22 protein-coding genes and 2 riboswitches are annotated in these 25,304 nt (G+C 57.6%); of the genes, 11 read left to right on the forward strand and 11 right to left on the reverse strand.

Annotated features, from left to right (window positions below; all coding sequences use genetic code 11):
• Positions 1-524: 524 nt before the first annotated feature.
• From J7412_RS17030 to J7412_RS17050, 5 genes are all read right to left on the reverse strand, one after another.
• Positions 525-2,138 carry an amidohydrolase family protein gene (locus tag J7412_RS17030; RefSeq protein WP_209079717.1) on the reverse strand — a complete coding sequence of 538 codons (1,614 nt, stop codon included), beginning with the start codon at positions 2,136-2,138 and terminating at the stop codon, positions 525-527.
• 9 nt (positions 2,139-2,147) lie between these two features.
• On the reverse strand, positions 2,148-3,437 hold the full coding sequence (locus J7412_RS17035; protein WP_209079718.1) for a TRAP transporter large permease: 1,290 nt from the start codon (positions 3,435-3,437) through the stop codon (positions 2,148-2,150).
• Entirely contained in the window at positions 3,434-3,973 is a 540-nt protein-coding gene (locus tag J7412_RS17040; RefSeq protein ID WP_209079719.1) for a TRAP transporter small permease, read from the reverse strand. The genes J7412_RS17035 and J7412_RS17040 overlap by 4 nt, the downstream gene beginning before the upstream one ends.
• Before the next feature lie 77 nt (positions 3,974-4,050).
• On the reverse strand, positions 4,051-5,049 hold the full coding sequence (locus J7412_RS17045) for a TRAP transporter substrate-binding protein (protein WP_209079720.1): 999 nt from the start codon (positions 5,047-5,049) through the stop codon (positions 4,051-4,053).
• Between the two features lie 238 nt (positions 5,050-5,287).
• Positions 5,288-6,229 carry a LysR substrate-binding domain-containing protein gene (locus tag J7412_RS17050; protein ID WP_209079721.1) on the reverse strand — a complete coding sequence of 314 codons (942 nt, stop codon included), beginning with the start codon at positions 6,227-6,229 and terminating at the stop codon, positions 5,288-5,290.
• 99 nt (positions 6,230-6,328) lie between these two features.
• Here J7412_RS17050 and J7412_RS17055 point away from each other — a divergent pair, with 99 nt between their 5' ends.
• Positions 6,329-7,957 (forward strand): amidohydrolase, encoded by a 1,629-nt coding sequence (locus tag J7412_RS17055; RefSeq protein WP_209079722.1) that lies wholly within the window; start codon positions 6,329-6,331, stop codon positions 7,955-7,957.
• On the forward strand, positions 7,954-8,859 hold the full coding sequence (locus J7412_RS17060) for a CobW family GTP-binding protein (RefSeq protein WP_209079723.1): 906 nt from the start codon (positions 7,954-7,956) through the stop codon (positions 8,857-8,859). The genes J7412_RS17055 and J7412_RS17060 overlap by 4 nt, the downstream gene beginning before the upstream one ends.
• Here J7412_RS17060 and J7412_RS17065 read toward each other — a convergent pair.
• On the reverse strand, positions 8,856-9,452 hold the full coding sequence (locus J7412_RS17065) for an HD domain-containing protein (RefSeq protein WP_209079724.1): 597 nt from the start codon (positions 9,450-9,452) through the stop codon (positions 8,856-8,858). The two genes, J7412_RS17060 and J7412_RS17065, sit on opposite strands and share 4 nt — an antisense overlap.
• Positions 9,449-10,588, reverse strand: coding sequence for a TauD/TfdA family dioxygenase (locus J7412_RS17070; protein ID WP_209079725.1), 1,140 nt, complete (start codon positions 10,586-10,588; stop codon positions 9,449-9,451). The genes J7412_RS17065 and J7412_RS17070 overlap by 4 nt, the downstream gene beginning before the upstream one ends.
• 105 nt (positions 10,589-10,693) lie before the next feature.
• Here J7412_RS17070 and J7412_RS17075 point away from each other — a divergent pair, with 105 nt between their 5' ends.
• The gene (locus tag J7412_RS17075) at positions 10,694-11,551 is read left to right on the forward strand and encodes a LysR family transcriptional regulator (protein ID WP_209079726.1); all 858 of its coding nucleotides are present in this window, start codon (positions 10,694-10,696) and stop codon (positions 11,549-11,551) included.
• A gap of 11 nt (positions 11,552-11,562) precedes the next feature.
• Here J7412_RS17075 and J7412_RS17080 read toward each other — a convergent pair whose 3' ends face one another.
• From J7412_RS17080 to J7412_RS17095, 4 genes are read right to left on the reverse strand one after another with little or no spacing between them, the layout of a single operon-like run.
• Positions 11,563-12,552, reverse strand: coding sequence for an iron ABC transporter permease (locus J7412_RS17080; protein WP_247743991.1), 990 nt, complete (start codon positions 12,550-12,552; stop codon positions 11,563-11,565).
• Between the two features lie 39 nt (positions 12,553-12,591).
• Positions 12,592-13,545 (reverse strand): ABC transporter substrate-binding protein, encoded by a 954-nt coding sequence (locus J7412_RS17085; protein ID WP_209079728.1) that lies wholly within the window; start codon positions 13,543-13,545, stop codon positions 12,592-12,594.
• A 26-nt stretch (positions 13,546-13,571) separates the two neighbouring features.
• The gene (locus J7412_RS17090) at positions 13,572-14,351 is read right to left on the reverse strand and encodes an ABC transporter ATP-binding protein (protein ID WP_209079729.1); all 780 of its coding nucleotides are present in this window, start codon (positions 14,349-14,351) and stop codon (positions 13,572-13,574) included.
• A complete protein-coding gene (locus J7412_RS17095; protein WP_209079730.1) occupies positions 14,348-14,755 on the reverse strand; it encodes a DUF1636 domain-containing protein in 408 nt (135 codons plus the stop codon). The genes J7412_RS17090 and J7412_RS17095 overlap by 4 nt, the downstream gene beginning before the upstream one ends.
• A gap of 102 nt (positions 14,756-14,857) precedes the next feature.
• Positions 14,858-15,058: riboswitch (cobalamin riboswitch) on the reverse strand.
• A 286-nt stretch (positions 15,059-15,344) separates the two neighbouring features.
• Between J7412_RS17095 and J7412_RS17100 the strand changes: the two genes are divergently transcribed.
• The 8 genes from J7412_RS17100 to J7412_RS17135 all read left to right on the forward strand — a co-directional run bounded on the left by J7412_RS17100 (position 15,345) and on the right by J7412_RS17135 (position 25,031).
• Complete coding sequence (locus tag J7412_RS17100; RefSeq protein ID WP_209079731.1) at positions 15,345-16,271, forward strand: hypothetical protein; 927 nt, start codon at positions 15,345-15,347, stop codon at positions 16,269-16,271.
• Positions 16,272-16,293: 22 nt separating this feature from the next.
• Complete coding sequence (locus J7412_RS17105) at positions 16,294-18,225, forward strand: methyl-accepting chemotaxis protein (protein ID WP_209079732.1); 1,932 nt, start codon at positions 16,294-16,296, stop codon at positions 18,223-18,225.
• A gap of 463 nt (positions 18,226-18,688) precedes the next feature.
• Entirely contained in the window at positions 18,689-19,903 is a 1,215-nt protein-coding gene (locus J7412_RS17110; protein ID WP_209079733.1) for a GTP-binding protein, read from the forward strand.
• Positions 19,900-20,535 carry a DUF1826 domain-containing protein gene (locus tag J7412_RS17115; RefSeq protein ID WP_209079734.1) on the forward strand — a complete coding sequence of 212 codons (636 nt, stop codon included), beginning with the start codon at positions 19,900-19,902 and terminating at the stop codon, positions 20,533-20,535. Before J7412_RS17110 ends, J7412_RS17115 begins: the two co-directional genes overlap by 4 nt.
• 114 nt (positions 20,536-20,649) lie before the next feature.
• Positions 20,650-21,339, forward strand: coding sequence for a DUF1007 family protein (locus tag J7412_RS17120; RefSeq protein ID WP_209079735.1), 690 nt, complete (start codon positions 20,650-20,652; stop codon positions 21,337-21,339).
• Positions 21,330-22,232 carry a hypothetical protein gene (locus tag J7412_RS17125; RefSeq protein WP_209079736.1) on the forward strand — a complete coding sequence of 301 codons (903 nt, stop codon included), beginning with the start codon at positions 21,330-21,332 and terminating at the stop codon, positions 22,230-22,232. The genes J7412_RS17120 and J7412_RS17125 overlap by 10 nt, the downstream gene beginning before the upstream one ends.
• 176 nt (positions 22,233-22,408) lie before the next feature.
• A riboswitch (cobalamin riboswitch) is annotated at positions 22,409-22,613 on the forward strand.
• A gap of 107 nt (positions 22,614-22,720) precedes the next feature.
• Positions 22,721-23,947, forward strand: coding sequence for an aromatic ring-hydroxylating dioxygenase subunit alpha (locus J7412_RS17130; protein ID WP_209079737.1), 1,227 nt, complete (start codon positions 22,721-22,723; stop codon positions 23,945-23,947).
• Positions 23,948-23,951: 4 nt separating this feature from the next.
• Positions 23,952-25,031: a hybrid-cluster NAD(P)-dependent oxidoreductase gene (locus tag J7412_RS17135; RefSeq protein WP_209079738.1), complete on the forward strand. Its 1,080-nt coding sequence runs from the start codon at positions 23,952-23,954 to the stop codon at positions 25,029-25,031.
• Positions 25,032-25,304: the final 273 nt, after the last annotated feature.

The following is a 25,304-nucleotide window of genomic DNA, read 5'->3' on the forward strand; positions in this document are numbered from 1 at the left end:
GCTGCGTTAATGCGGCCTAGTCGCAGCTTTTTCGTCGCCAATCTATGGTGGACATGATCACGCTGATGATAGGCTGGCCAAGCTCTTGCGTTAAATTCTGCGTGTTGTGGTAGTTTTGCTGTTGCTCCAGCGCCGGCGCCTTCAAAGCCATCGCGCGAACAGCCGTAAGCTCCATACGGGTAGCTTAGCAATCCTTCTAAATGCCAAATAGCCTTGCCTGTTGCAGGGCAAAAGCCTCCCAATCCACTCAGACCAAACGTGCCATCGGCGCGCACCTGCAATCCATACGATTTTGAAGCGGTTGCACCTCTGACAGCTACCGCCGCCCCATTCCACGGGACTTCTTGCCGCAAGTTATAGTTATTGTCCTAAAGCCACCCGTGCAGCACGCGCAGCATACACCAATACCTCCATACAAATGCGCGTCGTCCTCACGCAAAACCTTCAACGTTCTGGTCTGAATACGACTTGTATGTCATTTTCACTCCCTGCCAGACAACAGATTTACGCGCAGTTTTAAGAGGTTAAGCAGACGCGCTAAAATCTCGCAGAACCTGCCCCGAATTCTTCGACGTACGCTGACCGTTCTCCATGGCCAGCGATCCATTCACCAGGACATGCGCAATGCCCGAAGCGTACCGGCGGGGGTGTTTGGCGGTGGCGTTGCTCGCGATGTTGACTTGATCAAAGACACAGATATCAGCCTGCTGCCCTTTCGCCAGAACCCCGCGATTTTTCAGCCCAAGGCGGTTGGCGGGAATGGACGTCAGCTTGGCCACGCCCTGCTCAAGCGAGAGCACCGCCTTGTCGCGCACATAGTACTGTAAAAACCGCGCGGCCCAGCCATAGCCTGAGAGTGACCCAATGTGGTCTTTCAACACACCTTCATTTGCGATCGCGACGGTGTCTGAGATGACAGCGCATTCCGGCTGCTCCAGACACATCTCGACATCTGCATTGCGAAAGGACTTAGACGACCACATACACGCCAACAGGTGATCGCCTTCTTCCAGCAGAATATCGAGCACCGCATCGTAGGGATGGCAGTTTCTCATCCGGCCGATCTCGGCAAAGTCGGCTCCGACGATATCTTTGTTGACGGTGGCATTCAGCAACACAATATCCGACCATTGCTCCGCCTTGACGATCAGCCACATGGGTTGCGGATTGGCCTTGATACGCGCGCGGCATTCAGGATCCGCCAACCGGGCAAGCACATCGTCAATAGAGCCAGCTTGAGCCCATTTCGGCAAAATCGCAGCCATCAGCGTGTGGTTCCAGTCATGCGGGATCACATCAAAGGCGATATCCACATCGTGGCGCCGCGCCAACTCGATCATCTCAAGCGTATGATCCATCGCATAGTCCGGCGCACCGAATTTCGGTTGAATATGGCTGATCTGCAGCTTCGCGCCCGATTGCCGGGCCGTTGCAATCGCCTCGGCAAAACCAAGGTCATAGTGGGTGTCTCTGTTGCGCACATGGGTCGCGTAAAGGCGCTTATACTTCGCAGCGACCTCACACATCGGGACCAGATGTTCAGGGGAGGCGAGATTGCCGGGGAAATACTCCAGTCCCGATGAAAACCCGCCTGCCCCCTCATCCATGCACTGATCAACCAGCCGTGCCATTTCGGCCACGTCTTCGGCCTCACCCGGATGGAGCTGATCGCCCAACACCGCACGGTGAACAGTGCCATGACCTACAAAGGCCATCACGTTCACTCCCAGCTCGGTCCGGTCAAGCACGTCAAGATAGTCGCCAAACCCCAGCCAGGTGTCATGCTTGGCCTGATCGGTATACCAGGGCGCAACGCGGCTGATATCGCCGGGGCTATTGACCGGCGCGCAACTGATGCCGCATTGGCCGATGACTTCAGTTGTCACCCCTTGGTGCACCTGACTTTCAGCGCGACCATCGGCAATCAGAGTAAAATCGGAATGCGTGTGCATATCGATGAAGCCCGGCGCGACGATCAGGCCTGAGACATCAATCTCCCGCACGCCCTTCCGCCCCGCCAGCTCCCCTGCGGGCAAGACGGCGCTGATCTGCTGCCCCGTAACCGCTAGGTCGCCGACATACCCATCCTGCCCTGTGCCGTCGACAATGGTGCCGCCTTTGAGAACAAGATCGAACATGTCAGCCTCCTATTTCGCTTCTCCGTAGAGCCAATCGGGCAGGAACGTCGTGAGATCCGGGAAGAAGATCAGGATCACCATGCCAATCACATAGGCCAGGATGAACGGCAGAACCGCCACCGATATACGTTCGATCGACACCCCGGAGATGCGCGCCGCTACGGTCAGGTTTGCGCCCAGCGGTGGCGTCAGGAAGCCGATTTCGCAAGTGATCACGGTGAAAATCCCAAACATGACCGGATCAACGCCCAACGAGCTGACCAGGGGGAGAAACACCGCCGTGAACAAAACGATCTGCGCCAAGGACTCCATGAACGTCCCGATGAAGATGTAAAATACACCGATCAGCAGCAGCACGAGAAACTTATTGTCGGTGATCGACGTGATGCCGTTCTGTACGGCTGTGGGCACATCGTAAAAAGCGGTCAACTGACCAAAGGCCAATGTCGGCGTCAGCAAGATCAGAATGCCGGTCAGCAAAGAGGTGAACCGCAGGGCTTCAATCAGCTTTTTGAGGGTCAGCTCACGGTAGATGAAAAAGCCCACAAACAGAGAATAGAACACCGCAACGCCCGCGGCCTCGGTGGGGGTAAAGACACCACCATAGATCCCTCCAAGGATCAGAACCGGCGCCCCGATGGACCATTTGCCGTCCCATGCGGCACGCAGGAACGGCCCCCAAGAGAAACGCTCGCCATCCCCGCCGTAGCCGCGGCGACGTGCGACGATATAGGTGGTGATCATCAGCAGGGCCGTGACCAAAACCCCGGGGATCAGCCCCGCCAGAAACAGACGTGGGATCGAAGTTTCTGACACCAGCCCATAGATGATCAGCAGATTTGACGGCGGGATCAAACTCCCCAACGCTCCGGCGCTGGCTGTGATGGCGGCCGCAAATGGCACGTCATAGCCTTCGCGCTTCATCGCAGGCACGGTGACCGATCCAATCGCCGCCGTTGTCGCAGGGCCTGAGCCGGACAGGGCTGCAAACAACATGCAGGCAAAAACCGTGACCAGCCCCATGGAGCCGCGATAAGCGCCCACCAGATTGGTCGCGATCGAGATCATGCGGGTGGCCATCCCACCCACTTCCATCAACCGACCGGCGAGCACAAAAAGAGGAATGGTCAACAGCGGGAAAGGCGTCAGGCTGCCGTAACCGGTTTGCGCCATCAATGTATAAGGAATGTCGATTAGGTAAAGGGCCAGCGCGGTGGTCAGCCCCACCGACACAAACAGCGGCACGCCCATAATGGTCAACACCACAAAGGCAATCGCCAAGATCATCAATGCACTCATATCTGATGCTCCTGATCCTTGGACGTTGCTTCCCACTCCTCATTCAACATGCCCGGAAGCCCGTTTCGCCGGTCACGCCACCAAGTGAAATAGGTTTGCACAAGGCGGATCAGCATCAGGCCATAGCCGATCACCAAGATGGTTTGCGGGTAGAATTGGTTGATGCCCAAGCTGGGGCTGGTTTCAGGAAACCGCCAGAAAACCGCGAGGTAATCCAAGCTGATTTTCAGCATGAACAGACAGAAGAACGCCCAAAATAGGTCTGCAATGAAGATCACAATCTTACCGATGCCAACAGGCAAGGCCTGCACGGCAACCATGATGCGGATGTGGAACCTCTCACGCACGCAAAGCGATGCACCCATGTAAACAGCCCAGACCATACAAATTGCGGCCGTTTCCTCAGTCCAGTGCAGTGCCACCTGAAAGACATAACGCGCCACCACCTGCGCAAAGACTGCCACCGCGATCACCGCAAGGCAGGTGCAGCAAATCAACTCCTCGAAGTGCCGCTCGAGCCACCTCAGACCATTCATATTGTTTTATTCCCCATCCGTTGCCGGCTCTTACTAAGCAAACTGGGGCACCCGTTCAGAGTGCCCCAATCTTAGGATTATTCCGCCGCGGCCTGGATCGCATTCACCAGTGCGATGAACTCCTCACCGCGCTGTTCTGCAAACTCTTGCTGAACGCCTTTCGCTGCTGCGATGAAATCGCTGCGGTCTGGATCGGTGCGCGCCATGCCACCTTCTTCCACCAGCCACTTGCGGACCTCTTCGGTCTCAGTCGCAACCTGAGCGGCATACTCAGCCCCCGCCTCCTCGGCCGCCGCCAGAATCTGCGCGCGCTGCTCATCACTCAGCTTCTTCATGAAGTTGTCGGATGCAAACAAAGGAGCAAAAGCCACAAAATGCTCAAGGATGACGAGATGCGGCTCAAACTCGAAGAATTTCATGTCGCGAATGAAGGAGGTGCCGTTGTCACCACCATCCACAGTGCCGGTTTGCAGGGCGGTCGGCGTTTCTGACCACGCCAGCGGCACGGGATTTGCGCCAAAGGCCTCAAACGTGGCGATCATCACCTCATTCTTGGGCACCCGGATTTTCAGCCCTTCCATATCCGCCATCGTGTTCACCGGACGCACCGAATTGTAAAAATCGCGGTAGAGCGCCGGACCAAAGGCCAGCAGGTGCACGCTGGTGTCTGCCTGCAGCTGGTCTTTCATCTGCTGGCCCACCTCGCCATTCAGCACACGGTCCAGGTGTTCGGCGTTCTGGAAGATGTAGGGCAGTACGGTCACATCCATCAGCGACCAGTGCGGCGACACATTGTTTGCGGTAATGAAGAAGCCGTCCACGGTGCCAAGCTGCATGGCCTTAAACGCTTCATCCTCGCTCGAAATCTGATTGCAGCAGCGCAGTTTGACCTCAATTGCGCCATCTGAGTGCTCTGCCACCTTTTGCTGAAAAATCTTGCCGAACCGGCCGTAAAGGGATTCTTCAGGGGCGCCAAAGCCAACATTCATCGTGATATCGGCGGCCAAAGTGCTCGTTGCGCTGAGTGCAATTGCCAGCACTGCCACTGCCATCTTCTTCAAGTTCCATAATTTCATGAGATCCTCCTGGTTGGTGCGCTATTAGCGTCTGCTTTTGCCGTTTGTGCCCCGTCTGTCCTGAGTCTATGCAAGCCCAATACCGGCGAACTGCGCTCTGCAAATACCGGCGCATCAAAACCAGCCAATCGCGGGGTTCTCAGGCCCCACTCCAGTGAGTGGGACAAGGAAACGCTACTCAATTCCCATTGATGCAGAAAACAGTTGTTTTCTGGGGGTATTCTTACATTTTTTGGATTTATTGCGCAGCCTGACTACCGGATGGGTTGAGCAGATGGTCAAACCCGCCCTGATCTGAAATTTCCCTGCAGGTTTCCAAAACTGTACGCACCAAGGCCGAACGCTTACCCGCCCCCGTATAGGCGACCCCGTAAAAAGGCGCGTCCTGATCGCCAGAAATCGGGCGCGTGACATAGCCATTCTGCCCCATACGGTCCAGCGGGCCGCAAATGTTCAGGATCGCATAGCCCAAATCCGCAGCAACCATCCCGCGCAGCACCGAAGAGCTTTTGGTGGTGTGACCTATGCGCGGGCGCAATCCTTCTGCGGTGAAAAGCGCATCAAAATAATCGGGTGCACCGGGCAAATCCAAAAGGATCATCGGCAAATCAGCCAGATCGGACAAGGCCACCTGTTCCTGCTGCACCAACGGAGAAACATCCGGGATCATCGCAATGGGCGCGGCCTTGAACATCGGCAGGAAAGGCTGAGCCTTAGGGGCGGCACGCCGATAGGTCAGCGCCAGATCAACAACCCCGCTGTTCAGCATTTCCGCAATGCTCAGCATGTCACCTTCTTTGATTTCTACACGGATATGCGGAAAGTCCTGCGAAATCCGTTTGAGGATCGGCGGCAAAACATATGGGGCCGTCGGTGCATAGCACCCCAGTCGCAGCGTCCCCGCCGGATCGCCGGTCAGTGTCAGCAGATCGGATTCAAAAATACGCGCTTGCTCCAGAAAATCTCGAATGCGGGCGCCGATCTCAATGCCTTTGTCGGTCGGAACAATGCCTTTGGCAGGCATCCGCCGCAGCAATTCCGCCTGAGTGGTGCTTTCGATCATGTCAATCGCTGCGGTGATCGAAGATTGCGAGATCTTCATCTCCACAGAGGCTCGGGCAATTGAGCCAGTGCGCAGCGCCGCGTCAAAGTACTGAAGTTGTTTGAGGGTAAATCGCACAGGTCATTCCAATATTTTTTGTGTGTTACTCTAGTACTAATTCCATTTTTCCACACAACCAAGCTCAGCTAGCTGTTTGGAAACAACAGAGAGAGACACATGGGCAAAACGCTTCTTTTCCATGCGAAATCCGTGGTGACGATGGACCGGAACATGCCTCGCGCCAGCCATGTGGCGGTTCGTGACGGGCGCATTCTGGCCGTGGGCGGTCCGGACTGCGCGGCCCCATGGGGCGGAGCAGACAGCCATATTGATGTCTCAGGCAGCGTGCTGATGCCCGGATTTGTCGAGGGCCACGCCCATTTGATGGCCGGGGCCATGTGGGATTATGCCTATTGCGGCTATCACGATCGGATTGACCCGCATGGTCAGATGCAGCGAGGTATGACACAGATTGATGAGGTCATCGCCCGGCTGAAAGACTTCGAAGCCACCCTGCCCCCGGATCAGCCATTGGTGGGCTGGGGGTTTGATCCGATTTTTCTGACGTCGGAACGCCTGAGCCGCCATCACCTTGATCAGGTCAGCACGCAACGCCCTATCGTCATCATCTTCTCAAATTTCCACCTGCTCTGCGGCAACACCGCGGCCTTGGACTTGGCAGGATACAACGCCCAGACCAATGTCGAAGGTGTCGTCAAAGGATCAGACGGCCAACCAACTGGTGAGCTGCAGGAAATGGCCGCGATGTTCCCGGTCATGCGCCGCACTGGGATCGACTTTCGCGCACTCACGCAAACCGATGCAGCGCTGCAGTCTTATGCCGAAGTATGCAAACGCGCCGGCGTGACCACAGTGACCGATCTGTTTGCCACGCTGGGCGACGATGACATCACAAGGCTCGCCGAAGCCACCGGCAAGAAAAGCTTCCCTGTACGTCTGGTTCCGGCCCTTGGCGCGATAGGCGGCACCCCGGCGGAGGTCGCGGCTCAGGCCTTAGCAATGCGTGAGCGCGCCACCGATAAACTGCGCTTGGGCGCCGTGAAGCTCATGACCGACGGCTCCATTCAGGGCTGGACAGCCCGCGTGCGCGCACCGGGCTATATTGGGGGGCATCCCAACGGGCTCTGGAACACCGCACCGGACCAGATTTTCCAACTGTGCGAAGAGATGCAGCGTCAAGGCTTGCAAATGCATATCCATGTGAACGGCGACGAGGCAGCGGCAGTCACATTGGATGCCTTAGAGGCGGCGGCACGCAAACACCCATGGCCGGGCGCGCGCCACGTGTTGCAGCACTGCCAGATGATGGATGCCGCGCTCTTCCGGCGCGCCGCCGAACTGGGCGTGGCCTGCAACATCTTTGCCAATCACATCTGGTATTTTGGCGATCAACATGCCGCGCTGACCATCGGCCCCGATCGTGCGCGGTCGATGAACGCCGTGCGAGATTGTCTTGATATGGGCGTGATCACCGCAATTCACTCCGACGCACCGGTGACCCCAATGGGGCCGCTGTTCACCGCCTGGTGTGCCGTCAACCGCCGCACGATGAGCGGGCACACCCTCGGGCCCGCGCAACGCATCACGGTGGAGGAGGCACTTTACGCCATCACCTTAGGGGCCGCGCAGACGCTCAAAATGGACACCGAGATCGGCTCCATCGAAACCGGAAAACGGGCGGACTTTGTGCTACTGGGCGAAGACCCTCTGAGCGTTGCAGCAGAGGATTTAAAAGACGTGCCGGTGCTCGGCACCGTTCTGGGCGGCGAGGTGCATCAGCTATGACCCAACTCCCTCTAACAGTGATCGGTGGCTACCTCGGAGCAGGAAAAACCACCCTGATCAATCAGATTCTCAGCGCCAACCACGGGTTGCGGATCATGGTTCTTGTGAACGACTTTGGATCAATAAACATTGACGCAAGCCTGTTGATATCCGCCAGCCAAGACACTCTGGAGCTGTCAAATGGCTGCGTGTGCTGCACGATGGGCGCAGACCTGTTTCTTGCCATCGGAGATGTTCTGGATCGCAAACCCCGCCCGGATCACATCATCATCGAAGCCAGCGGCATCGCCGACCCGGCCCGTATCGCAAATGTGGCTCAAGCCGAACCGGAGCTGTTTTACTCTGGGATCGTCACCGTGGCGGACGGTCTTCAATTTGACGCTTTGAGCGGCGATCCCTTGGTCGCAGCACAATTCAAAGACCAAATTGCCTGTGCGCAGGTGATTGCGGTCAGCAAAGCCCCCATACAAGAGGACCTGCGCCAAAATCTGTCAGACCTCAATCCAGATGCAACGATCCTGCCCGTTGATCGACTTGGCATCGAACAATTTCTGATGACGGGGCAGGATCCAACCCAGATCCTTCAATCCTCCCACCCCGCTTATGCGAAATGGTCCTACTCCGGAGATCGCTCTCTTGGTCAAACTGAGCTGACCGAATTGCTGAACTCACGGCCAGAGCCGCTCTACCGTCTCAAAGGGCACATGCGCGGCCCAGACGGCACCGGCTACTTGGTTCAGGTGGTCGGTTCATCTGTCGAGGTTCACGAGATCGCGCAACCGTCGCAAACAGAACTCATAGGCATCGGCCTTGCTGCGCGCCTTATGCCTGAGACATGTGATGAGTGGTGGGCCCAAGGCACTCGCGACCAAGCGGCCCACCAAACAGCACTCCAAAGCTAGCCTTTACCCTGCGCAAGATGCACATCCACCAAGCGTTGCACCTTCGGCGCAAAGTGCCAAAAATCAGGCGTCTCCATTCCGGCGATCTTTCCAGCTTCGTCCAGGTACCTGACCGCGATGATCTCTTTCAGATTCGGGTTCTTTTCAAACTCAGCCACTTCTTCGGCACTCATCGGCCCGCCTTGCAAATTGAGAGAATGCACTGACGCCTCAGACAACCGGTCAAAATAACTCGGCTTGGTGGCACAGAGATAGCGTTTGGCGGCAACGTGAAAGCGGCAACAATCCGTCACCACGCTCGGAAAGAACCGCTCAAGCACTTCCGCACCGGCATCCTCATGATGCCGATCTTCTGTGTCATCCATCGTGAACATCCCAAATTCGGAGGTGAAGTGGCCAATGTCGTGCAGCAAAGCCCCCACAACGATCTCATCAGGTTGCCCATTCCGCTCCGCAATCGTCGCGCCCTGAAGCATGTGCTCGCCCATCGTCACAGGCTCACCCAGATACTCTTCCGATCCCCGACGCTCAAAAATCGACGCCAGAAATGCTACGATGGTGTCAGCCGTCAAACCTTCTGCCGGAGTGTTCATTCCGCCGCCTCCAGAGCCTTGCGACGCAACGCATCGCGTGTGGAGCGCAGCCCATCTTTGTCGGCGTAACACCCCTGCAACCAACGCTTTCCAGCACCCGAATACGCCTTACGTGCATGCAAAACGCGGGTGTTGTCCACCACAAAGGCTTCCCCAGGATCGAGACGGAACACAACCTCCATCGCAGGGTCATCAATGATCTCCCCCAGCCGGCGATAGGCCGCATACCACAGGTCCATCTTTTCAAACGGCACATCCGTAACAGCTGCAAGCGAGCGATTGTTAAACCGCACCCCAATGAGTTCACCGTCCGGCGCGAGTTGGATCAAAGGGCGGCGGGAGGTCAGACAAACACCATCTTCGCCCGCATATTCAAACCGCGCACAATAATCGGCAAGCACATCGAAATAGGCCGGGTTCTCTGCCTGCAAACGGCGCGCGCAGGCGAACCCGTCAACCACCATATTCTCGCCTCCGGCGGCAGAGCTTTCCAGACAATAGAGCACCTGAATCGTCGGCACGGGGTCGCGGTACGGGTTGTCGGTATGCGCCTGCAACCCGAGGCCAGTGAACGCCAAATTGGTCGGGTTCACTTCGGTGCGCACCTCAAAATGCTTGCCATAATTGGTCTCGCGCACATGGCCAAAAAGATCGACCACATCAAACAGCGCGCCCTCTCTCACCGGGCCGCCTTCGATTTTGCCAAAACCAAAGCGGGCCACTTGCTCGATCCAAGTGGCAAATGGGGTGCCCCCCTCCGCAAGCCTCGGGAATGCACCGGTTGGCACATTTGCCTGAAGCTTCGCGTCCCATGGGGAAACCTCCTCCGGCAACCATCCACGAACCGCTTTCTGAGGCCGATCATACGCATGCGCCTTCAGCCACTCTGCGTTAAAGACAACCTGCTTACCTTCCGGTGCAAAGGTCACATTTACGTCCTCCCCCGCAACCGAAACAGCGATGATGTGCGTGTCCTCAGGAATGTCGCGCAACGCGATCAGCCGCTGACCATTGCCAACGGCGCGCGTCTCCGGGTCCTGCGCATTGTCTCGCAGCCAGATCGAGTGAAAACGGAGCGTCTGCTCTTCAAAATGAAGGGTTAAAACGGCGCCATCTTGGCTCAATGTCGTGTGCATCGGCGGTGTCCTTTTGGCTAACAGCACGAACGGTCGCCTTACATTCTCCTGGGAATTTGCATAAAATCAAATTTGAAATAACCCGACTGAGCATCGAAATAATTTATGAATAAGCCAACTCCATCCCTACCGCCTCTCGAATGGGTCCGCGCTTTCGAAGCGGCCGCGCGCCTCGGCAGCTTTACCGCCGCTGCAGAAGAGACAGGCCTCACCCAACCCGCAATCAGCCAGCGTATCTCGCAACTTGAAAAACTCCTCGGCACGCAACTCTTCTTGCGTCAAAGCCGCACAATCACGCTAACCGTGGAAGGCGAAACCTGGCTGCCCCATGTGCAATCCGCCTTTCGCACGCTCAGCGACAGTTCTGAAATGTTGTTTTCTAGAGGCCGCTCCCGCCTGACAATTCTGGCAAGCCAATCTGTGATTTCCATGTGGCTTGCGCCGCGACTGGCTCAGATGACTGTGGCAACAGGCGCGCAGATTTCACTCCAGTCCTTTGTTTTAACCGGACAAACCTCAACGCCTGACAGTTCCCTGCAAATCCGCTATGGCGCAGGAGACTGGCCGCATCACTACAAACTTCCGCTGTTCAGAGAGGCGCTCGCTCCGGTCTGCGCACCGAGCCTTGCCTCAACTAACTGGCACCACCTGCCCCGCATCGCCTGTACTGGGCCACGGCCGGACTGGGACGTTTTTGCCGCGCGGTTTGGCATTCCCTCAACGCCCATACCGCAGATCCGGATCGACACGTTGCATGGCGCCATCGCCGCTGCCAAAGCGGGCCATGGCATTGCACTTGGTTCCCTCCCGCTGTGCGAAGAAGACTTGCGCTCAGGCGCGCTTCAGCAACTGGGCAATGACGTCATGGAGCACCGCGAAACCTACTGGCTTTTGGCATCACGCGAAGCGATTGGGCGCAAACAATGGGAAGCGCTGTCAGAAGCCATCGTGTCGGCTGTGTAGTCCGCGCCTAGTCATCGCTTCAGCAACAGCACAAACGCGACCCCGCCAATCAGCCCCGTCACGATCCCAACCGGAATATCTTCAGGCGCCATCACAGTGCGGGCGACAATGTCGGCCCAGAGCAGGAAAATCCCACCAAATATCGCCGACAGCGGCACCAACCGGATGTAATTGCCACCAACAATCAGCCGCACGATGTGGGGCACCATCAGACCCACAAATCCGATCATACCGGAAAAGGCGACCATCACGCCGGTGATCAGTGCTCCCACCACAAAGACAGTCAGCCGAAATCGGGCCACCGGAATGCCAAGAGAGCTTGCGGTCTCATCGCCAATGGTCATCGCATTGAGTTGCGGTGCCTGCAGCCAGAGCCACAGGCTACAGGGCACCAAAATGGCCAGCGGATAGATCAGATGCGACCACTGCGCCAGCCCCAAACCTCCAAGCATCCAGAAGACAACCGTATGGGTCGCCTTCGGATCACCGAGAAAAATCAATATGTTGGCGCAGGCCATCACAACAAAGGAGATGGCCACCCCGGTCAAAACCAGCCGGTCTGCACTCATCGCCCCCGCCCATTTTGACACCACCAAAACGCAGAGCGTCGCAATCAAAGCCCCTAGGAAGGCCATAAGCGGCACGGTCAGAAGGCCAAGGAACAGGCCTGTGTGCAGCAAAGCCAAAATGGCTCCAAACGCCCCTCCGGATGAAATACCTAGCAGATGCGGATCGGCCAGCGGATTGCGGGTCACTGCCTGCAACGTGGCCCCCACAACAGCCAGACCGGCCCCGACCATGACCGCCAAAAGCGCGCGCGGAAAACGGATTTCCCAAACGATGGCGGCGCGCCCTTTTGACCAGGTCGGATCGCCGGACCAGACACCCAGCTTATCCAGGAACACACCCCAAACCGTGTCGATGGGCACCGCAATAGCGCCCATCGAAATCGCAAAAGACAAGGACACTCCCAACGCAGCAAAGCTGCCAAAAAGAGCCATCCAGAAAGAGACGTTTTGTCGGAAGTGGTCCTTGTTCATTTAGTGGCTTGCCACACCTTCAGAGCCCCAGAAGCCTTCGGCCAGCTTCTTCACGGCTTTGATGTTGCGCGGACCAGGGGTCGCCTCGACATATTCCAGCACAACAAAACGGTCGTTCTTCACCGCATCCAGTTCGGCAAAGGCTGGGTTGTTCATCATGAACGCGCGTTTTTCTTCTGCGGTGACCTTACCGTAGTTCACAATCACAACCACTTCAGGGTTGCGCTCGACAACCGCTTCCCAAGTGACCGTGCCCCAGCTTTTCTCAAAGTCGTCCATGATGTTGGTGCCGCCAGCGGCCTCAATCATCGCGGTTGGCATGGCATAAAGCCCTGCGGTGAAAGGTGTGTCTTCGCCGCTGTCATACACAAAGACGCGCAGCGGCTCGTCCGCGGTTTCCAGGCCGTCGGTAAACGCGGCCAGCTCCGCCTTATAGCCATCCACAAGCGCTTCGGCCTTCGCTTCAACATCAAAGATTTTGCCGAGGTTGAGCAGGTCGTTGTACATGTCGTCCATGCTAACCTTGGCTTTCTCGCCGATATGGATGCAGCTTTCTGTTAGCTCGTAGACGTCAATGCCAAACGGCGCGAGGGTTTCGGGGGTCACATCGCCGCCGACCTTCATGCCATAGTTCCAACCGGCAAAGAAGAAATCAGCATCCGCGTCAACCAGCACTTCTTTTGACGGATATTTTGCGGAAAGCTCCGGCAGCTCTTCCACGCCAGCACGCATCTCTTCATCCAGCGTCTTCCAGCCTGAAATACCGGTGTAGCCGACCATGCGATCTGCAAGGCCAAGCACCAGCATCATTTCGGTCAGGTTCACATCGTTGGAGATCGCAGCCTTTGGCGGCGCATCAAAAGTGACGGTGCGGTTACAGCTTTGCACGGTGGTTTCCGCCGCAGCGGTTTGGGCTGCAAGGATCAGCCCGAGGGTGAGAGTGCTCTTTTTCATAATGGGTCCTTTGTTGAGCTTTGTTTTTATTGAAGTCGGAAAGTGAGGTGGGGCTTCTGGCTCAGGCTGAGCTGTTCGCGTTGCGCCTGAACCTGAAACGTGTCGGAGACAAGCGCGTCGTTCAGCACATCCACCGGAGCGCCAAATCCCTGCGGACGACCGTCTTTCAAGACAAGGATACGATCACAAACATCTGCCGCCAGATTGAGATCATGCAGCGAGGTGACGATTGTCAGATCCAGATCTCGGATCAGCTGCAGCACCTCAAGCTGATGGCGGATGTCCAAGTGATTTGTCGGCTCATCCAGCACGAGCAACTGCGGCTCTTGCGCAAGCGCGCGCGCAACCATCACCCGCTGGCGTTCGCCTCCTGAAAGCGTGGAAAGGCTCCGGTCGGTCAGATGCTGCAGCTGAAGACGCGCCAGCGCCCCGTCAATCACATCCGCATCGCGCTTGCCCGGCGTGGACAGGCCAAGCCGATGCGGCACACGCCCAAGCGCCACCACTTCCCGGACCGTCAGCGCAAAATCTGACGGTTGTTCCTGCAGAACAGCTGCTACTTTGCGGGCCACGGCACGCGGTGCCATTTGGCGCAGCGAGTCACCACCAAGCAGGATGTCGCCCGACAAGGGGCGATTGTAGCCGTAGATCATGCGCAAAAGTGTGGTTTTGCCGGCACCGTTTGGGCCAACAAGCCCCATCACCTCGCCCTCCTTGAGGGTGAAGCTTGTGTCTTCCAGCAGCAATGGGTCGCGCTTGCGCGGTGCCCAGCTCACATTGCGCACTTCCAGCGCCGCCGCGGTCATGACACACGCTCCATGCAATCCTCGATCGCCAAAATGGTCGCCGGAACACGCGAGAGGCTGGACGCGCACAACATATCCGGCACCTCCACCGGGCCGCCCCAACCGTCATCCAGCGCATCATGCTGCCGGGCAAACTCCATCAGCGCGTCAATGTCCTCATCAGGTGTGATATCGCCAAAGAGATAGGACGCACTGCGTGTTGCGTGATAGGCCACCGTGCAAGGGCGATCACAAGCGGCCACACGGGCCGTGCCTGTGATCTCAAAGTCCTCGGCGATGCTGTCCCCGGCTGCGGCAATGGCCGTCCGGAGCTTCGCAATCAGCTCATAGCCCGGCTTGCAGGTTTCGCCTTTGTGGCGACAGGACGTACAGACTGTGATGCGATGAGTGGGTGTTCGGTTCATTTCGCCCTCCGCGAAAGCGCGGGGCGAACAGGGAACCAGTCATGTCTGCGGCATAAGCCAAAAGAGCCATCTTGGCCTCCTTCCGGGACACCCCGCCCGGGTTGAGTTACGTTTGATGATGGCAGGTCTCCTGACTCGCGGTGCTTGGCTTCCCCACCTTCCCGGGCTCTGGCCCAGTGGCATTTGGGGTTGCTCACCGCCTACAGTTGCGGGGGCAGTCACGGACTTGGCGCATATATCGCCGCACCGTATTCCCTTTTATCCGGCGCTGATGCACCAGATACCATCACGTGCAGCAATCCACGATGCGCGTCATTGAGTCAACTCCATCTGGCACAGTGAGGCGTGGTCCGAAGCGAATTGGTGACGTGACGTTCGCACCCCGAGACAACTGCTCACCGCCGGAGACCTGGACAGAATGCCTTCGTCCTTTTCACACAATTTTCAGTTTTACCGTTATTTTGCTGCACTTTAATCTCCACCTTCCAACCACAAATTCAATTTGCAGCCCCCACTGCCAGTTTAACTCTTTCTTCTCCAGATGACGTTAGGACAGCAAACGCGCGACACTGACCGATGGAGCCTCAAAATGAGTATCACCAAGATCACTCTCTCATTCAGCATAGCATTTTCCGGCTTGATTGCCCTTGCACAGCCATCAACAGCGTCGGGGGTCAAACCTGATCACGTCTACCAAGTGACCGAAGCGCTGGTACAAGAACTTCAGGTCCTGAATCAGGAAAACTTCACCAAGAGCGCCACCTCGGCGACACCAGATGATGACGCGATGCCAAGACACGTGCTGTTTTTGGCGCGCGACCAGTGGCGCAAAGTTCAGCTGCTCCGCTTTATGAATGGGCTAGAAACCCACGGTCTCAATCAGGTCAAAGTCCACAAAGTGACTCCGGCAGAGGTCAAAGAGTTCGTCGACCAGCTGCTGATTGAGGCACAGGATCTCCGCCCGACTTACGGACTTGAGGAGAGCACCATCTCCGTCGATCTCCAAAGCGGCAAGAAACCCAAAGATGTTTACGGCAGCCTGCTCAGAGTGTCTGGTGAGCTCAAAGCGCTTGGCGTGCCCGCCACTGTGCCAAACGACGTTTTTCGCGTGGCCGTGAGCATCCGCCAGTCCCTGAGCGCCGTTCTGGCAAAACAAGGGCTCTCCATCAACGAATCCGATCTCGCAGCCGAATCCGGACGCACCCCATCAGAAGCCTACCATGCGGGTTTGTCACTTCTTCAAGATCTGCAGTCTCTCTCCGAAAACGATCCGGCGTTTGCCGTACCCGGCAAAATCACCGTGCCTGCAGCCCAATCCGGTCCGATCTCACCCGATGATGTGATTGTGGTGCTTTCGCGCGCCTATGCAGACACCATGGCGCTGATGAATGCTACAAACGCAGCCCCGCATGTGGTCTTCGCCCCCTACGAAGGCGGCAAAACCCCGTCTGATGTCTACCGCGAAATCAAACATGCACAGCTGATCTTGGCCGCGCTCACCAAGCCATCCATCTAAGCGTTCCGAGGAGACCAGAAATATGAAAATTTCGAATGTAACCTCCGGAAAACGCCCCTTCACCGGAAAGTTCCAGATGCGGCTGGCCACTCGGATTTTGGCATGGGTCATCGGGCCGATGATCCTCTTGTCCGCCATTGTGGTGATTTCAATCTGGAACGCCCATGTGCAATCCTCAGGCCTCCTGTCACAAAAATCCCTCATCGTAGACAGCAACCGCTTGCTCACACAGAACAGCAACAACGTCACCAACGCTCTGCTGAACATCAACCGCGCCATGGTTCAGATGGAAAACACCCGCCGCGCCAACCTGGCGGCTGATCGCTTCGCCCCTGAAGACGAGGCCGCAAAACGCGCGGATTTGCAAAAATCCATTCGGGCCTACCTGAAAGGCATCATCGGGTTTGCCTCCGCCATCGAGCGCACGGGTTTGCCAACCGATCAGTTGGAAAAGCACATCCTCTACCTGACCAGAGCCGCAGGGCAAATTGATCGTCTCGCATCGCTCTATACCGTCTCAAACAGCCGCACCCTCCGGCTGGCCAGCGCCGGAGATTTTCAGGCCGCCCGCAACAACTTCCGGTTCGAAGAGCTCTTGAAAACCAAAGCACTGCGCCGCAGCCTCGATGAGGCCAGCATCCAGTTCTCAGCTCTGTCTGACCGTTTGATGCTGGTGCAATCCGAAGTGACCGAGGCGCAAATCGCAGCGGCCAAAGCGGATCAAAAGCAACGGGAAACCCTGTCCTACATCGCTCTGGCCATAACCGCCTTTGTCGCCGCCACAGCCGCCCTCGTATCGGTTCATTTCGGGATCATTCGCCCCATTCGCGCCGTCCCTGCACTCATTGAGCGGGCCGGACAGCAAGAGAGCGGGGAACAGAGCGCGGATACAGCCACCCGAAACGATGAAATTGGCGACATTCTGAATGCGGTCTCTGCTTTTGGGACGCGCATTGAGCAACAGCAGCAACTTCAACAAGAAGAGGCAGAGCAGCGCTTTGCCGAACAAAAGTCCGCAGTGGATGCCATCGGGTCCGGACTGTCCCAACTGTCACAAGGCGACCTCTCTGCGCGCATCGCGCACGAGCTTCCCGAAGGTTATCAACAGCTTGGACATGACTTTAACAACGCCATAGAGCGGCTATCAGAAACCGTGCGTCAGGTTGTCGACTCCACGATTTCCATCTCCAACGGTGCGTCTGAAATCAATCAGGCCTCCACAGGCCTCGCCCATCGAACCGAAAGCCAGGCTGTGACCTTGGAAGAAACCGCCGCCGCGCTCGCCACGATGACAGAAACCGTCCGCACCACCGCCGACAATGCCCGCAGCGTGGAAGAAAACACACTCGGCGCGCAACAACAGGCCGAGGAAAGCAGCAAAGTGGTCCATGATGCCGTTGAGGCCATGACCAACCTGCAGCACACCTCCGATGAGATCTCTCAAATCATCGGTGTGATTGATGACATTGCGTTCCAAACCAACCTCTTGGCTCTGAACGCGGGCGTAGAAGCGGCCCGTGCCGGTGAGGCTGGCAGAGGCTTTGCGGTTGTGGCATCCGAGGTGCGTGCGCTGGCGCTCAAGTCTGCGAACGCCGCATTGCAGATCAATGCCCGCATCAAAGACAGCGCGCATCAGATCGAAAATGGCGTCGACCTTGTCAGCCAGGCAGGCGACGCGATCAACGGCATCTCGACCCGCATCAACGAAATCACGCAACTGATTTCAGGCATCGCTGAAGGCGCGTCAGAGCAGTCTGTCGGCCTTGATGAAATCAACGTCGGCATGTCCCAGCTGGATAACATGACCCAAAAGAACGCCGCCATGGTCGAGGAGGCTACCGCCGCCATTCAAATGGTCGCCTCAGATGTGAGCAACTTGGAACAATTGGTGCGCTTCTTCCAAACTGACGCACTCTCCAGTGCTTCGCAACCGTCTGTGGCAAACGCAGCCTAAGGCACATCTGCGCAAATTCATCGGGCGGCCCCTTCCGAAAGAGGCCGCCCACTTTGCAGTCGCCTGAATGCGACGGATGCAAAGCGGCGATCCTCCGCTCAAACTTGGTGTCAAAGACATCGAGACGGGGAGGTGCAAGAACCTCTCCCGCTGTCAATTCAATTGAAAAACCAAACTCTTAGCCCCATCGTTTGTTTGATGCGGGGCGTGCTGGCGCAGTCACCGCGAAAATCGCGCCATGTCAAAAAAGCACCTTGTGCAATGTTATAGTATAACGTTACATATTCGCGATCTGGAGAGTCAGCAAATTCGGAGCGCATACAGACCCCCTAAATGCCTGCGCTGGCGCCGGTATGTCCAAACCGCCTCGCCTCAGGTGCCTTCCTGAAATTGCCCTCCCCTTTTTGACCAACCAACCGTCACCACCCGCCAGCTATGGCACCAACACAGATGAGGTCCCTTCATGCGCGACACACGCCTTCCCGTCACCGTCCTCTCCGGATTTCTGGGCGCCGGCAAGACAACCCTGCTCAACCGCGTTCTGAACAACCGCGAGGGGCGTCGCGTGGCTGTCATTGTCAACGACATGTCCGAGGTTAACATCGACGCCGATCTCGTGCGCGCCGACACCGAACTCAGCCGCACCGAGGAAACGCTGGTTGAAATGTCCAACGGCTGCATTTGCTGCACCCTGCGTGATGACCTGCTTGACGAGGTGCGCCGTCTCGCCGCTGAAGGCCGCTTTGACTACCTGCTGATCGAATCCACAGGCATTGCCGAACCGCTCCCCGTCGCCGCAACCTTTGATTTCCGCGATGAATACGGCGAAAGCCTGTCTGATGTTGCCCGGCTGGACACGATGGTCACCGTTGTGGACGCGGTCAACCTGCTTAAAGACTTCTCCAGCCACGACTTTCTGCGCGATCGCGGCGAAGTCATGGGAGAGGAAGATGAACGCACATTGGTGCATCTGCTCACCGATCAAATGGAATTCGCCGATGTGGTGATCCTGAACAAGGTGGCTGATGCGACACCTGAACAGGTCGATGCCGCCTGCAAAATCATCCGCAGTCTCAATGCGGATGCCGAAATCATTGAGACCAACCACTCCGAAGTGACCGCAGAGAAAGTTCTCGATACCGGTCTGTTTGATTTTGACAAAGCACATGAACATCCCATGTGGGCCAAAGAGCTTTACGGCTTTGCCGATCACGTACCTGAAACCGAAGAATACGGCGTCACCAGCTATGTTTACCGCGCTCGCCAACCTTTCATTCCGGAGAAAATTCTCGCGGTCCTGAACGGCGAAATGCCGGGTGTGATCCGCGCCAAAGGCCACTTCTGGATTGCCACCCGCCCGGAATGGGTTGCAGAATTCTCGCTGGCAGGCGCGCTGTCCAGCGTAAAACCCATGGGCACCTGGTGGGCCACCGTGCCCAAAGAGCGTTGGCCCGAACATGCGTCCGCACAAGCGTATTTAAAACAGCATTGGGTGGAGCCATGGGGTGATCGCCGTCAGGAGCTGGTGTTCATCGGCGCAAACATCGACTGGCCTGCGCTTAAGGCCAAGCTTGATGGCTGCCTACTGCCCGTGATCGCCGCAGCCGGACCAGAGGCGCTCCCACTGGACATGCCGGATCCTTTCCCCGGCTGGCGCCGCGTTGAGGACGTGGCATGAGTGTCTCACGCGAGGTGGTGAAAGACGCCTCAATTGGTGTTGGCTTGGCCCCAAATCTGGCGGCCCTTTCTGCCATTCACCATCCCGGCTGCGCCGCCGTGCTCTGGCGGCGGCAAATGGCGCCGGAGCTGACAACATGGATGCAATCTCTTCCCCCTGATCACCTGCCAAAAGCGCGGGTGGTCTTGCGTGCGGATCGGGTGAAAGACACGTTGTTGCAGGTCTGTGCCCTCTCAGGAACGCCCGACTGCCCGGAACGCGCGCTTCTGATCGACGACGTTTCCGAGATGGCGATGGCCTTTGCCAATATCCTGAACGCCCCGTATCTGCGGTTACGCTTTGACATCATCACCACCAACGCTTGCCGTCGCTTCCACATAGATGCGGTGACGGCCCGCCTCGTCTGCACCTACCGTGGCACCGGAACGCAATATGGGATCTCTCCCAACGGCGAAGAGCCAAACCGGGTGTTCACAGTTCCCACTGGCGCGCCCATCGTCCTGCGCGGCACGCTCTGGCCGGAAACCCCGCAATCCGGCTTGCTCCACCGTTCGCCTCCCATCGAAGGCACTGGCGAAACGCGCTCTGTGTTGGTTCTGGACCCGGTCTTTGATCCGCAAAAGGAAATTTGATCGCGCTTGCCCCTAAGAAGGCTTTGATCACGTCGCAACCTGAGAGATATTAGGCGACAAGGGGTCCAAAGGCCTCTCATCACATGCAACCTCAAGGACTGAGGCGATACCGTCTTGAGACATCTTCCTTCGCGTCGCGCCTTCACTGTGCTTCGACACAATGTTCTGATCACGGCACTCTGCTGCCTGCTCTTCGGGCTCAGCCCGCAAGCCAAGGCGCATCCGCATGTCTTTGTCGACGGCGGCGTGGATTTCGTGTTTGACGCGGAACACCGCCTGACTGCCCTCAACGTCACATGGCTCTACGATGCCTTTGAGACGCTCTACATACTGTCCTCCTACGACATGTCTCTCAACGCCGAAGGCTCCTTGGATGAAGCGGACCGACAAGAACTCATCCGCATCAGAAGCAATTGGCCTCTGGATTTCAACGGCTCCGCCCATTTGTCAGTGCATGGCGAACGTGTTTCTCTCGATTGGCCCAGAGATCTCGATGCGCAGCTGATTGACGGGCGCTTGCAGCTCACCTTCACACGCGATCTCAAAACGGCGCTCCCGCTGGGCGCGTCCCCAGCAGAGGTCGCCTTTTATGAGTCCACCTATTTCTTTGCATTCTCCATCACCGACACGCCCGAACTCTTGGGCCCAGCAGAAGGGTGCCGCGCTGAGGTGATCCCCTTCAACCCAGCGCTCAAGAACAACAGCCTGCAAGCCTCATTGGCGCTGCTCAGCCGGGAAGAGACCCCGAGCATCCCCAATGTAGGCAAAGAATTTGCCGATAGGATCATCCTCATATGCGCGTGATACTGTCTTTCTGTGTGATCGCAGCTCTGGCGCTTGCGGTCTTCTGGATGGTGGATTTCTCCTCGGTCTCCGCTTGGGCGGTTGAGGCGCAGCGTGGATTTCAAAACCAGATGGCCGGAACAGTCCGCGCTTTGAAAATGGGCGAGCCGGGCGCTTATTTTGCGCTTCTCAGCGCAACCGCCGCCTACGGCTTTGTGCATGCGCTGGGGCCGGGGCACGGCAAATATCTCGTTGGCGGTGTGGGGCTCGGTACAGAAGTCTCCGCCATGCGCCTGCTGTCACTCGCCGTGGCCTCGAGCCTCGCACAGGCACTTTGGGCGATCATCTTGGTCTATGGCGGTTTCTCCATTGTGCAGGCCAGCGCGCAACAGATGACAGGGTGGACCGAGGACATTCTGGCCCCCGCCAGCTATCTCGCCATTTCCTGTGTGGGACTCGCGATCATCTGGCGAGGTGCGCGCGCGCTTCCCAAAAGCACGGCCAAGCACAGCCACCACCATGATCACTCCCATGACCACGCTCGTGATGACTGCGGCTGCGGTCACGCCCATGGCCCCACGGCTGAGGAAGCCGCCCGCCTTACATCTGTCAGAGAGGCCATCGCGCTGATCCTCAGCATTGCAATCCGGCCCTGCACCGGCGCCGTTTTCCTGCTGGTCATCGCGTGGCAAATGGACATCAAAACCGCCGGCGCTCTGGCCGTTGTGGTTATGGGGCTGGGCACCGCCGCCCTGACAAGTCTTGTGGCGGTCTCAAGCACTGCTGCCCGCCGCTTGGCTGTGATGTCATCGGGCTCCCTGCACGGCGTGGCCACCATGCTGCCTGCGCTGCAGATGTTGACCGGCCTGATGATCCTGATCTTCAGCCTCGGCCTGCTCGGCTTCACATTCTAAAGCCCCTACGCCCCGCAAAGGCCTAGATGCGCATTTTTTGGCCGAAACCCGCCCATCCTGCGCATCATTTTTTCAGAAAATCCCACGGCTTCTTTCGAAAATTTACCCCCGATCGGGCCAATGTCTGTTTTGCAACCGGAAAGGTCGCAAAAATTTTAGAGGCAATCCGACTTCAAAATATCTTGCGGGCGTGAGGTGCTGTTGCCGGTTTGTCCGGCAATGGAGAATTGGGAAGCCGGTGAAATACCGGCACTGCCCCCGCAACGGTAACGAAGGTGAGGTTCGGCAAACGACCACTGGGAGGAGGATCCCGGGAAGGTGCCAAAACCAGGTGAAAGCCGCTTCGAAGTCCGGAAACCAGCCTTGCAAACGTCAAACCGCGGGTGGCGGTGGAGGCTTCTGTCTGGGCGCGATCCTCATCCCGCCTGCGCAAGCCTCTGTGCCATCTGCCCCAAGCAAGGCCGCGGGGTGCGGCAGGAGAGCCAGATTTGAATAACATTCACACCCTATTGGCGCGTCGAAACCCGGGTCATGCTCTAGAGCAAGCCTTCTATACAGATCCCGAGATCTTTCAGACCGACCTTGAAGCCATCCACTATCGCGAGTGGCTGTTTGCCATTCCGTCTTGCGAATTGGAGAAAGCAGGCAGCTACGTCACCTACAATGTTGGCGCTTACCGCGTCATCATTGTGCGCGGTGCCGACAATCAGATCCGCGCCTTTCACAACACCTGCCGCCATCGCGGCTCGGTGATCTGCAAAGCTGCCAAGGGCCATGCCCCCAAGCTGGTCTGCCCTTATCACCAGTGGACCTATGAGCTGGACGGCTCGCTGCTCTGGGCGCGCGACATGGGGCCGGATTTTGACCCCAAGCAACATGGCCTGAAAACCGTGCATTGTCAGGAGCTCGCCGGTCTCGTCTACATCTGTCTGGCAGACGAAGCCCCTGATTTCGCACCCTTCGCAGAAACCGTGCACCCCTATTTGGAGGCTCATGATCTGGGCAATGCCAAAGTGGCATTCGAAAGCTCCATTGTCGAAAACGGCAACTGGAAGCTGGTCTGGGAAAACAATCGTGAATGTTACCACTGTGGCGGCAACCACCCGGCCTTGTGCCGCACCTACCCCGATGACCCCAGCGTGACCGGCATTGGCGAAGGTGGCGAAACACCTGACCACCTGCAGGCCCATTTTGACCGCTGCGAAGCCGCCGGTCTGCCCTCCAACTTCCACCTCAGCGAAGAAGGCCAATACCGCGTGGCGCGCATGCCGCTAAAAGAAGGCGCGGAAAGCTACACGATGGATGGCAAAACCGCCGTACGTCCGTGGCTCGGACGCGTGCCATTCGCTGATGCTGGCGCATTGCTGCAGTTCCACTACCCGACAACCTGGAACCACTTCCTCGCAGACCATTCCATCGTCTTCCGCGTCACCCCGATCAGCCCGACCGAGACCGAAGTCACCACCAAATGGCTGGTGCACAAAGACGCCGTGGAAGGCCGGGATTATGATCTCAAGCGCCTGACTGAAGTCTGGATGGCCACCAACGATGAAGACCGCCGCGTGGTCGAGGACAACCAGCAGGGCATCAACAGCCCCGCCTATGTGCCCGGCCCCTATTCCCCGACACAGGAATCCGGCGTGCTGCAGTTTGTTGAATGGTATTGCGCCAAACTGGCCAGCCACCTGACCCCAAACACCCTTGCTGCGGAGTGATGTGATGAAAGATCTTCAGACCACCGCAACCGTTTGGCAGGACAACGAGATGCTGGAATGCGTCTCCATCGTGCCGGAAATGCCCAACACGGCGAGCTTCACCTTCCGCGCCCCATCCGGCGCCCTCTTCGCCTATGATCCGGGGCAGTTCCTGACCCTGGAAATCCCCGCACCGGGTCAGCCGGGAGGCGTGGTGCACCGCACCTACACGATATCCTCCTCGCCCTCACGCCCGCGCTCGATCACCATCACTGCAAAGGCACAGCCTGACAGCATCGGCACCCGCTGGATGCTCGACAACCTGCGCCCCGGCATGCGCCTGAGAGCCTTGGGACCGGCAGGCCTCTTCACCAACGCGGGCAGCACAGCGAAGAAATTCCTCTTCATCTCGGCAGGTTCCGGCGTCACCCCCATGATGTCGATGACCACCTGCATGTGGGACGAAGGCCAGGAACTGGACGCCGTCTTCATCAACTGCGCCAAGCGCCCCTCGGAAATCATCTTCCGCCAAAGGCTTGAACAGATGGCCAGCCGCACCCCCGGACTGGATCTCAAATTTGTGGTCGAAGAGCCCGATCCCTACCGCCCCTGGACGGGCTATCAGGGGCAGTTCAACCAGCTGATGCTGGGCCTGATGGCGCCGGATTATCTTGACCGCGAGGTCTATTGCTGCGGGCCAGAGCCCTTCATGACCGCGGTGCGCGAAGCGCTGGCCGGTCTGGGCTTTGACATGGACAACTACCATCAGGAGAGCTTTGGCGCGCCGGTGGAAACCGAGGCCGAACAGCCCGCGCTGGATGATGTGGTGCCTGACGAGGACCGCAAGGCGGAAATCCACTTCGCCACGTCTGATGTCACCGCCAAAGTCGCCGAGACCGAAACCGTGCTCGCCGCCGCGCGCTCGGTCGGGCTCAACATCCCCTCAGGCTGTACCTTCGGCGTCTGCGGCACCTGCAAGGTCAAAAAGACCGAAGGCGAGGTGCATATGGTTCACAACGGCGGCATTTCGGACGACGACATCGAAGCCGGCTACATCCTCGCCTGCTGCTCCAACCCGATTGGCAAAGTGGCAGTAGAGGTCTGAGCCCCCCGCTCTCGGGCTCACAGAAAGGCCCGGCAGACATGCCGGGCTTTTTTTGTGTTCTATGGCTTTTGAGGCGATGGTGTTCTGGAAGTGTTTCGATTGACTACAGAGAAGAATTTGCAGCAATCCCCACTTTCGCTTTGCAAAGCGAAAGTCAGCATTTTTAGAAAGCCCAATGTTTTGTAGCGGCGTGACCCTTATCTACTAGGGGTTGCTGATGCAATGAAAATGCTTGCTTTGATTGCATCCAAACGCTTCCTGTGTAGGAGTAGT

The sequence above is a fragment of the Shimia sp. R9_3 genome (genome assembly GCF_017743755.1).
Lineage (GTDB): Bacteria > Pseudomonadota > Alphaproteobacteria > Rhodobacterales > Rhodobacteraceae > Shimia.

Excerpts from the sequence above, each read along its gene's own strand:
- J7412_RS17125 (WP_209079736.1), top strand. The coding sequence starts at position 21,330 with ATGCGCGTGATACTGTCTTTCTGTGTGATCGCAGCTCTGGCGCTTGCG.
- J7412_RS17115 (WP_209079734.1), top strand. The coding sequence starts at position 19,900 with ATGAGTGTCTCACGCGAGGTGGTGAAAGACGCCTCAATTGGTGTTGGC.
- J7412_RS17060 (WP_209079723.1), top strand. The coding sequence starts at position 7,954 with ATGACCCAACTCCCTCTAACAGTGATCGGTGGCTACCTCGGAGCAGGA.
- J7412_RS17105 (WP_209079732.1), top strand. The coding sequence starts at position 16,294 with ATGAAAATTTCGAATGTAACCTCCGGAAAACGCCCCTTCACCGGAAAG.
- J7412_RS17135 (WP_209079738.1), top strand. The coding sequence starts at position 23,952 with ATGAAAGATCTTCAGACCACCGCAACCGTTTGGCAGGACAACGAGATG.
- J7412_RS17055 (WP_209079722.1), top strand. The coding sequence starts at position 6,329 with ATGGGCAAAACGCTTCTTTTCCATGCGAAATCCGTGGTGACGATGGAC.
- J7412_RS17065 (WP_209079724.1), bottom strand. The coding sequence starts at position 9,452 with ATGAACACTCCGGCAGAAGGTTTGACGGCTGACACCATCGTAGCATTT.
- J7412_RS17075 (WP_209079726.1), top strand. The coding sequence starts at position 10,694 with ATGAATAAGCCAACTCCATCCCTACCGCCTCTCGAATGGGTCCGCGCT.
- J7412_RS17040 (WP_209079719.1), bottom strand. The coding sequence starts at position 3,973 with ATGAATGGTCTGAGGTGGCTCGAGCGGCACTTCGAGGAGTTGATTTGC.
- J7412_RS17090 (WP_209079729.1), bottom strand. The coding sequence starts at position 14,351 with ATGACCGCGGCGGCGCTGGAAGTGCGCAATGTGAGCTGGGCACCGCGC.
- J7412_RS17095 (WP_209079730.1), bottom strand. The coding sequence starts at position 14,755 with ATGAACCGAACACCCACTCATCGCATCACAGTCTGTACGTCCTGTCGC.
- J7412_RS17045 (WP_209079720.1), bottom strand. The coding sequence starts at position 5,049 with ATGAAATTATGGAACTTGAAGAAGATGGCAGTGGCAGTGCTGGCAATT.
- J7412_RS17035 (WP_209079718.1), bottom strand. The coding sequence starts at position 3,437 with ATGAGTGCATTGATGATCTTGGCGATTGCCTTTGTGGTGTTGACCATT.
- J7412_RS17070 (WP_209079725.1), bottom strand. The coding sequence starts at position 10,588 with ATGCACACGACATTGAGCCAAGATGGCGCCGTTTTAACCCTTCATTTT.
- J7412_RS17030 (WP_209079717.1), bottom strand. The coding sequence starts at position 2,138 with ATGTTCGATCTTGTTCTCAAAGGCGGCACCATTGTCGACGGCACAGGG.
- J7412_RS17080 (WP_247743991.1), bottom strand. The coding sequence starts at position 12,552 with ATGGCTCTTTTTGGCAGCTTTGCTGCGTTGGGAGTGTCCTTGTCTTTT.
- J7412_RS17100 (WP_209079731.1), top strand. The coding sequence starts at position 15,345 with ATGAGTATCACCAAGATCACTCTCTCATTCAGCATAGCATTTTCCGGC.
- J7412_RS17110 (WP_209079733.1), top strand. The coding sequence starts at position 18,689 with ATGCGCGACACACGCCTTCCCGTCACCGTCCTCTCCGGATTTCTGGGC.
- J7412_RS17085 (WP_209079728.1), bottom strand. The coding sequence starts at position 13,545 with ATGAAAAAGAGCACTCTCACCCTCGGGCTGATCCTTGCAGCCCAAACC.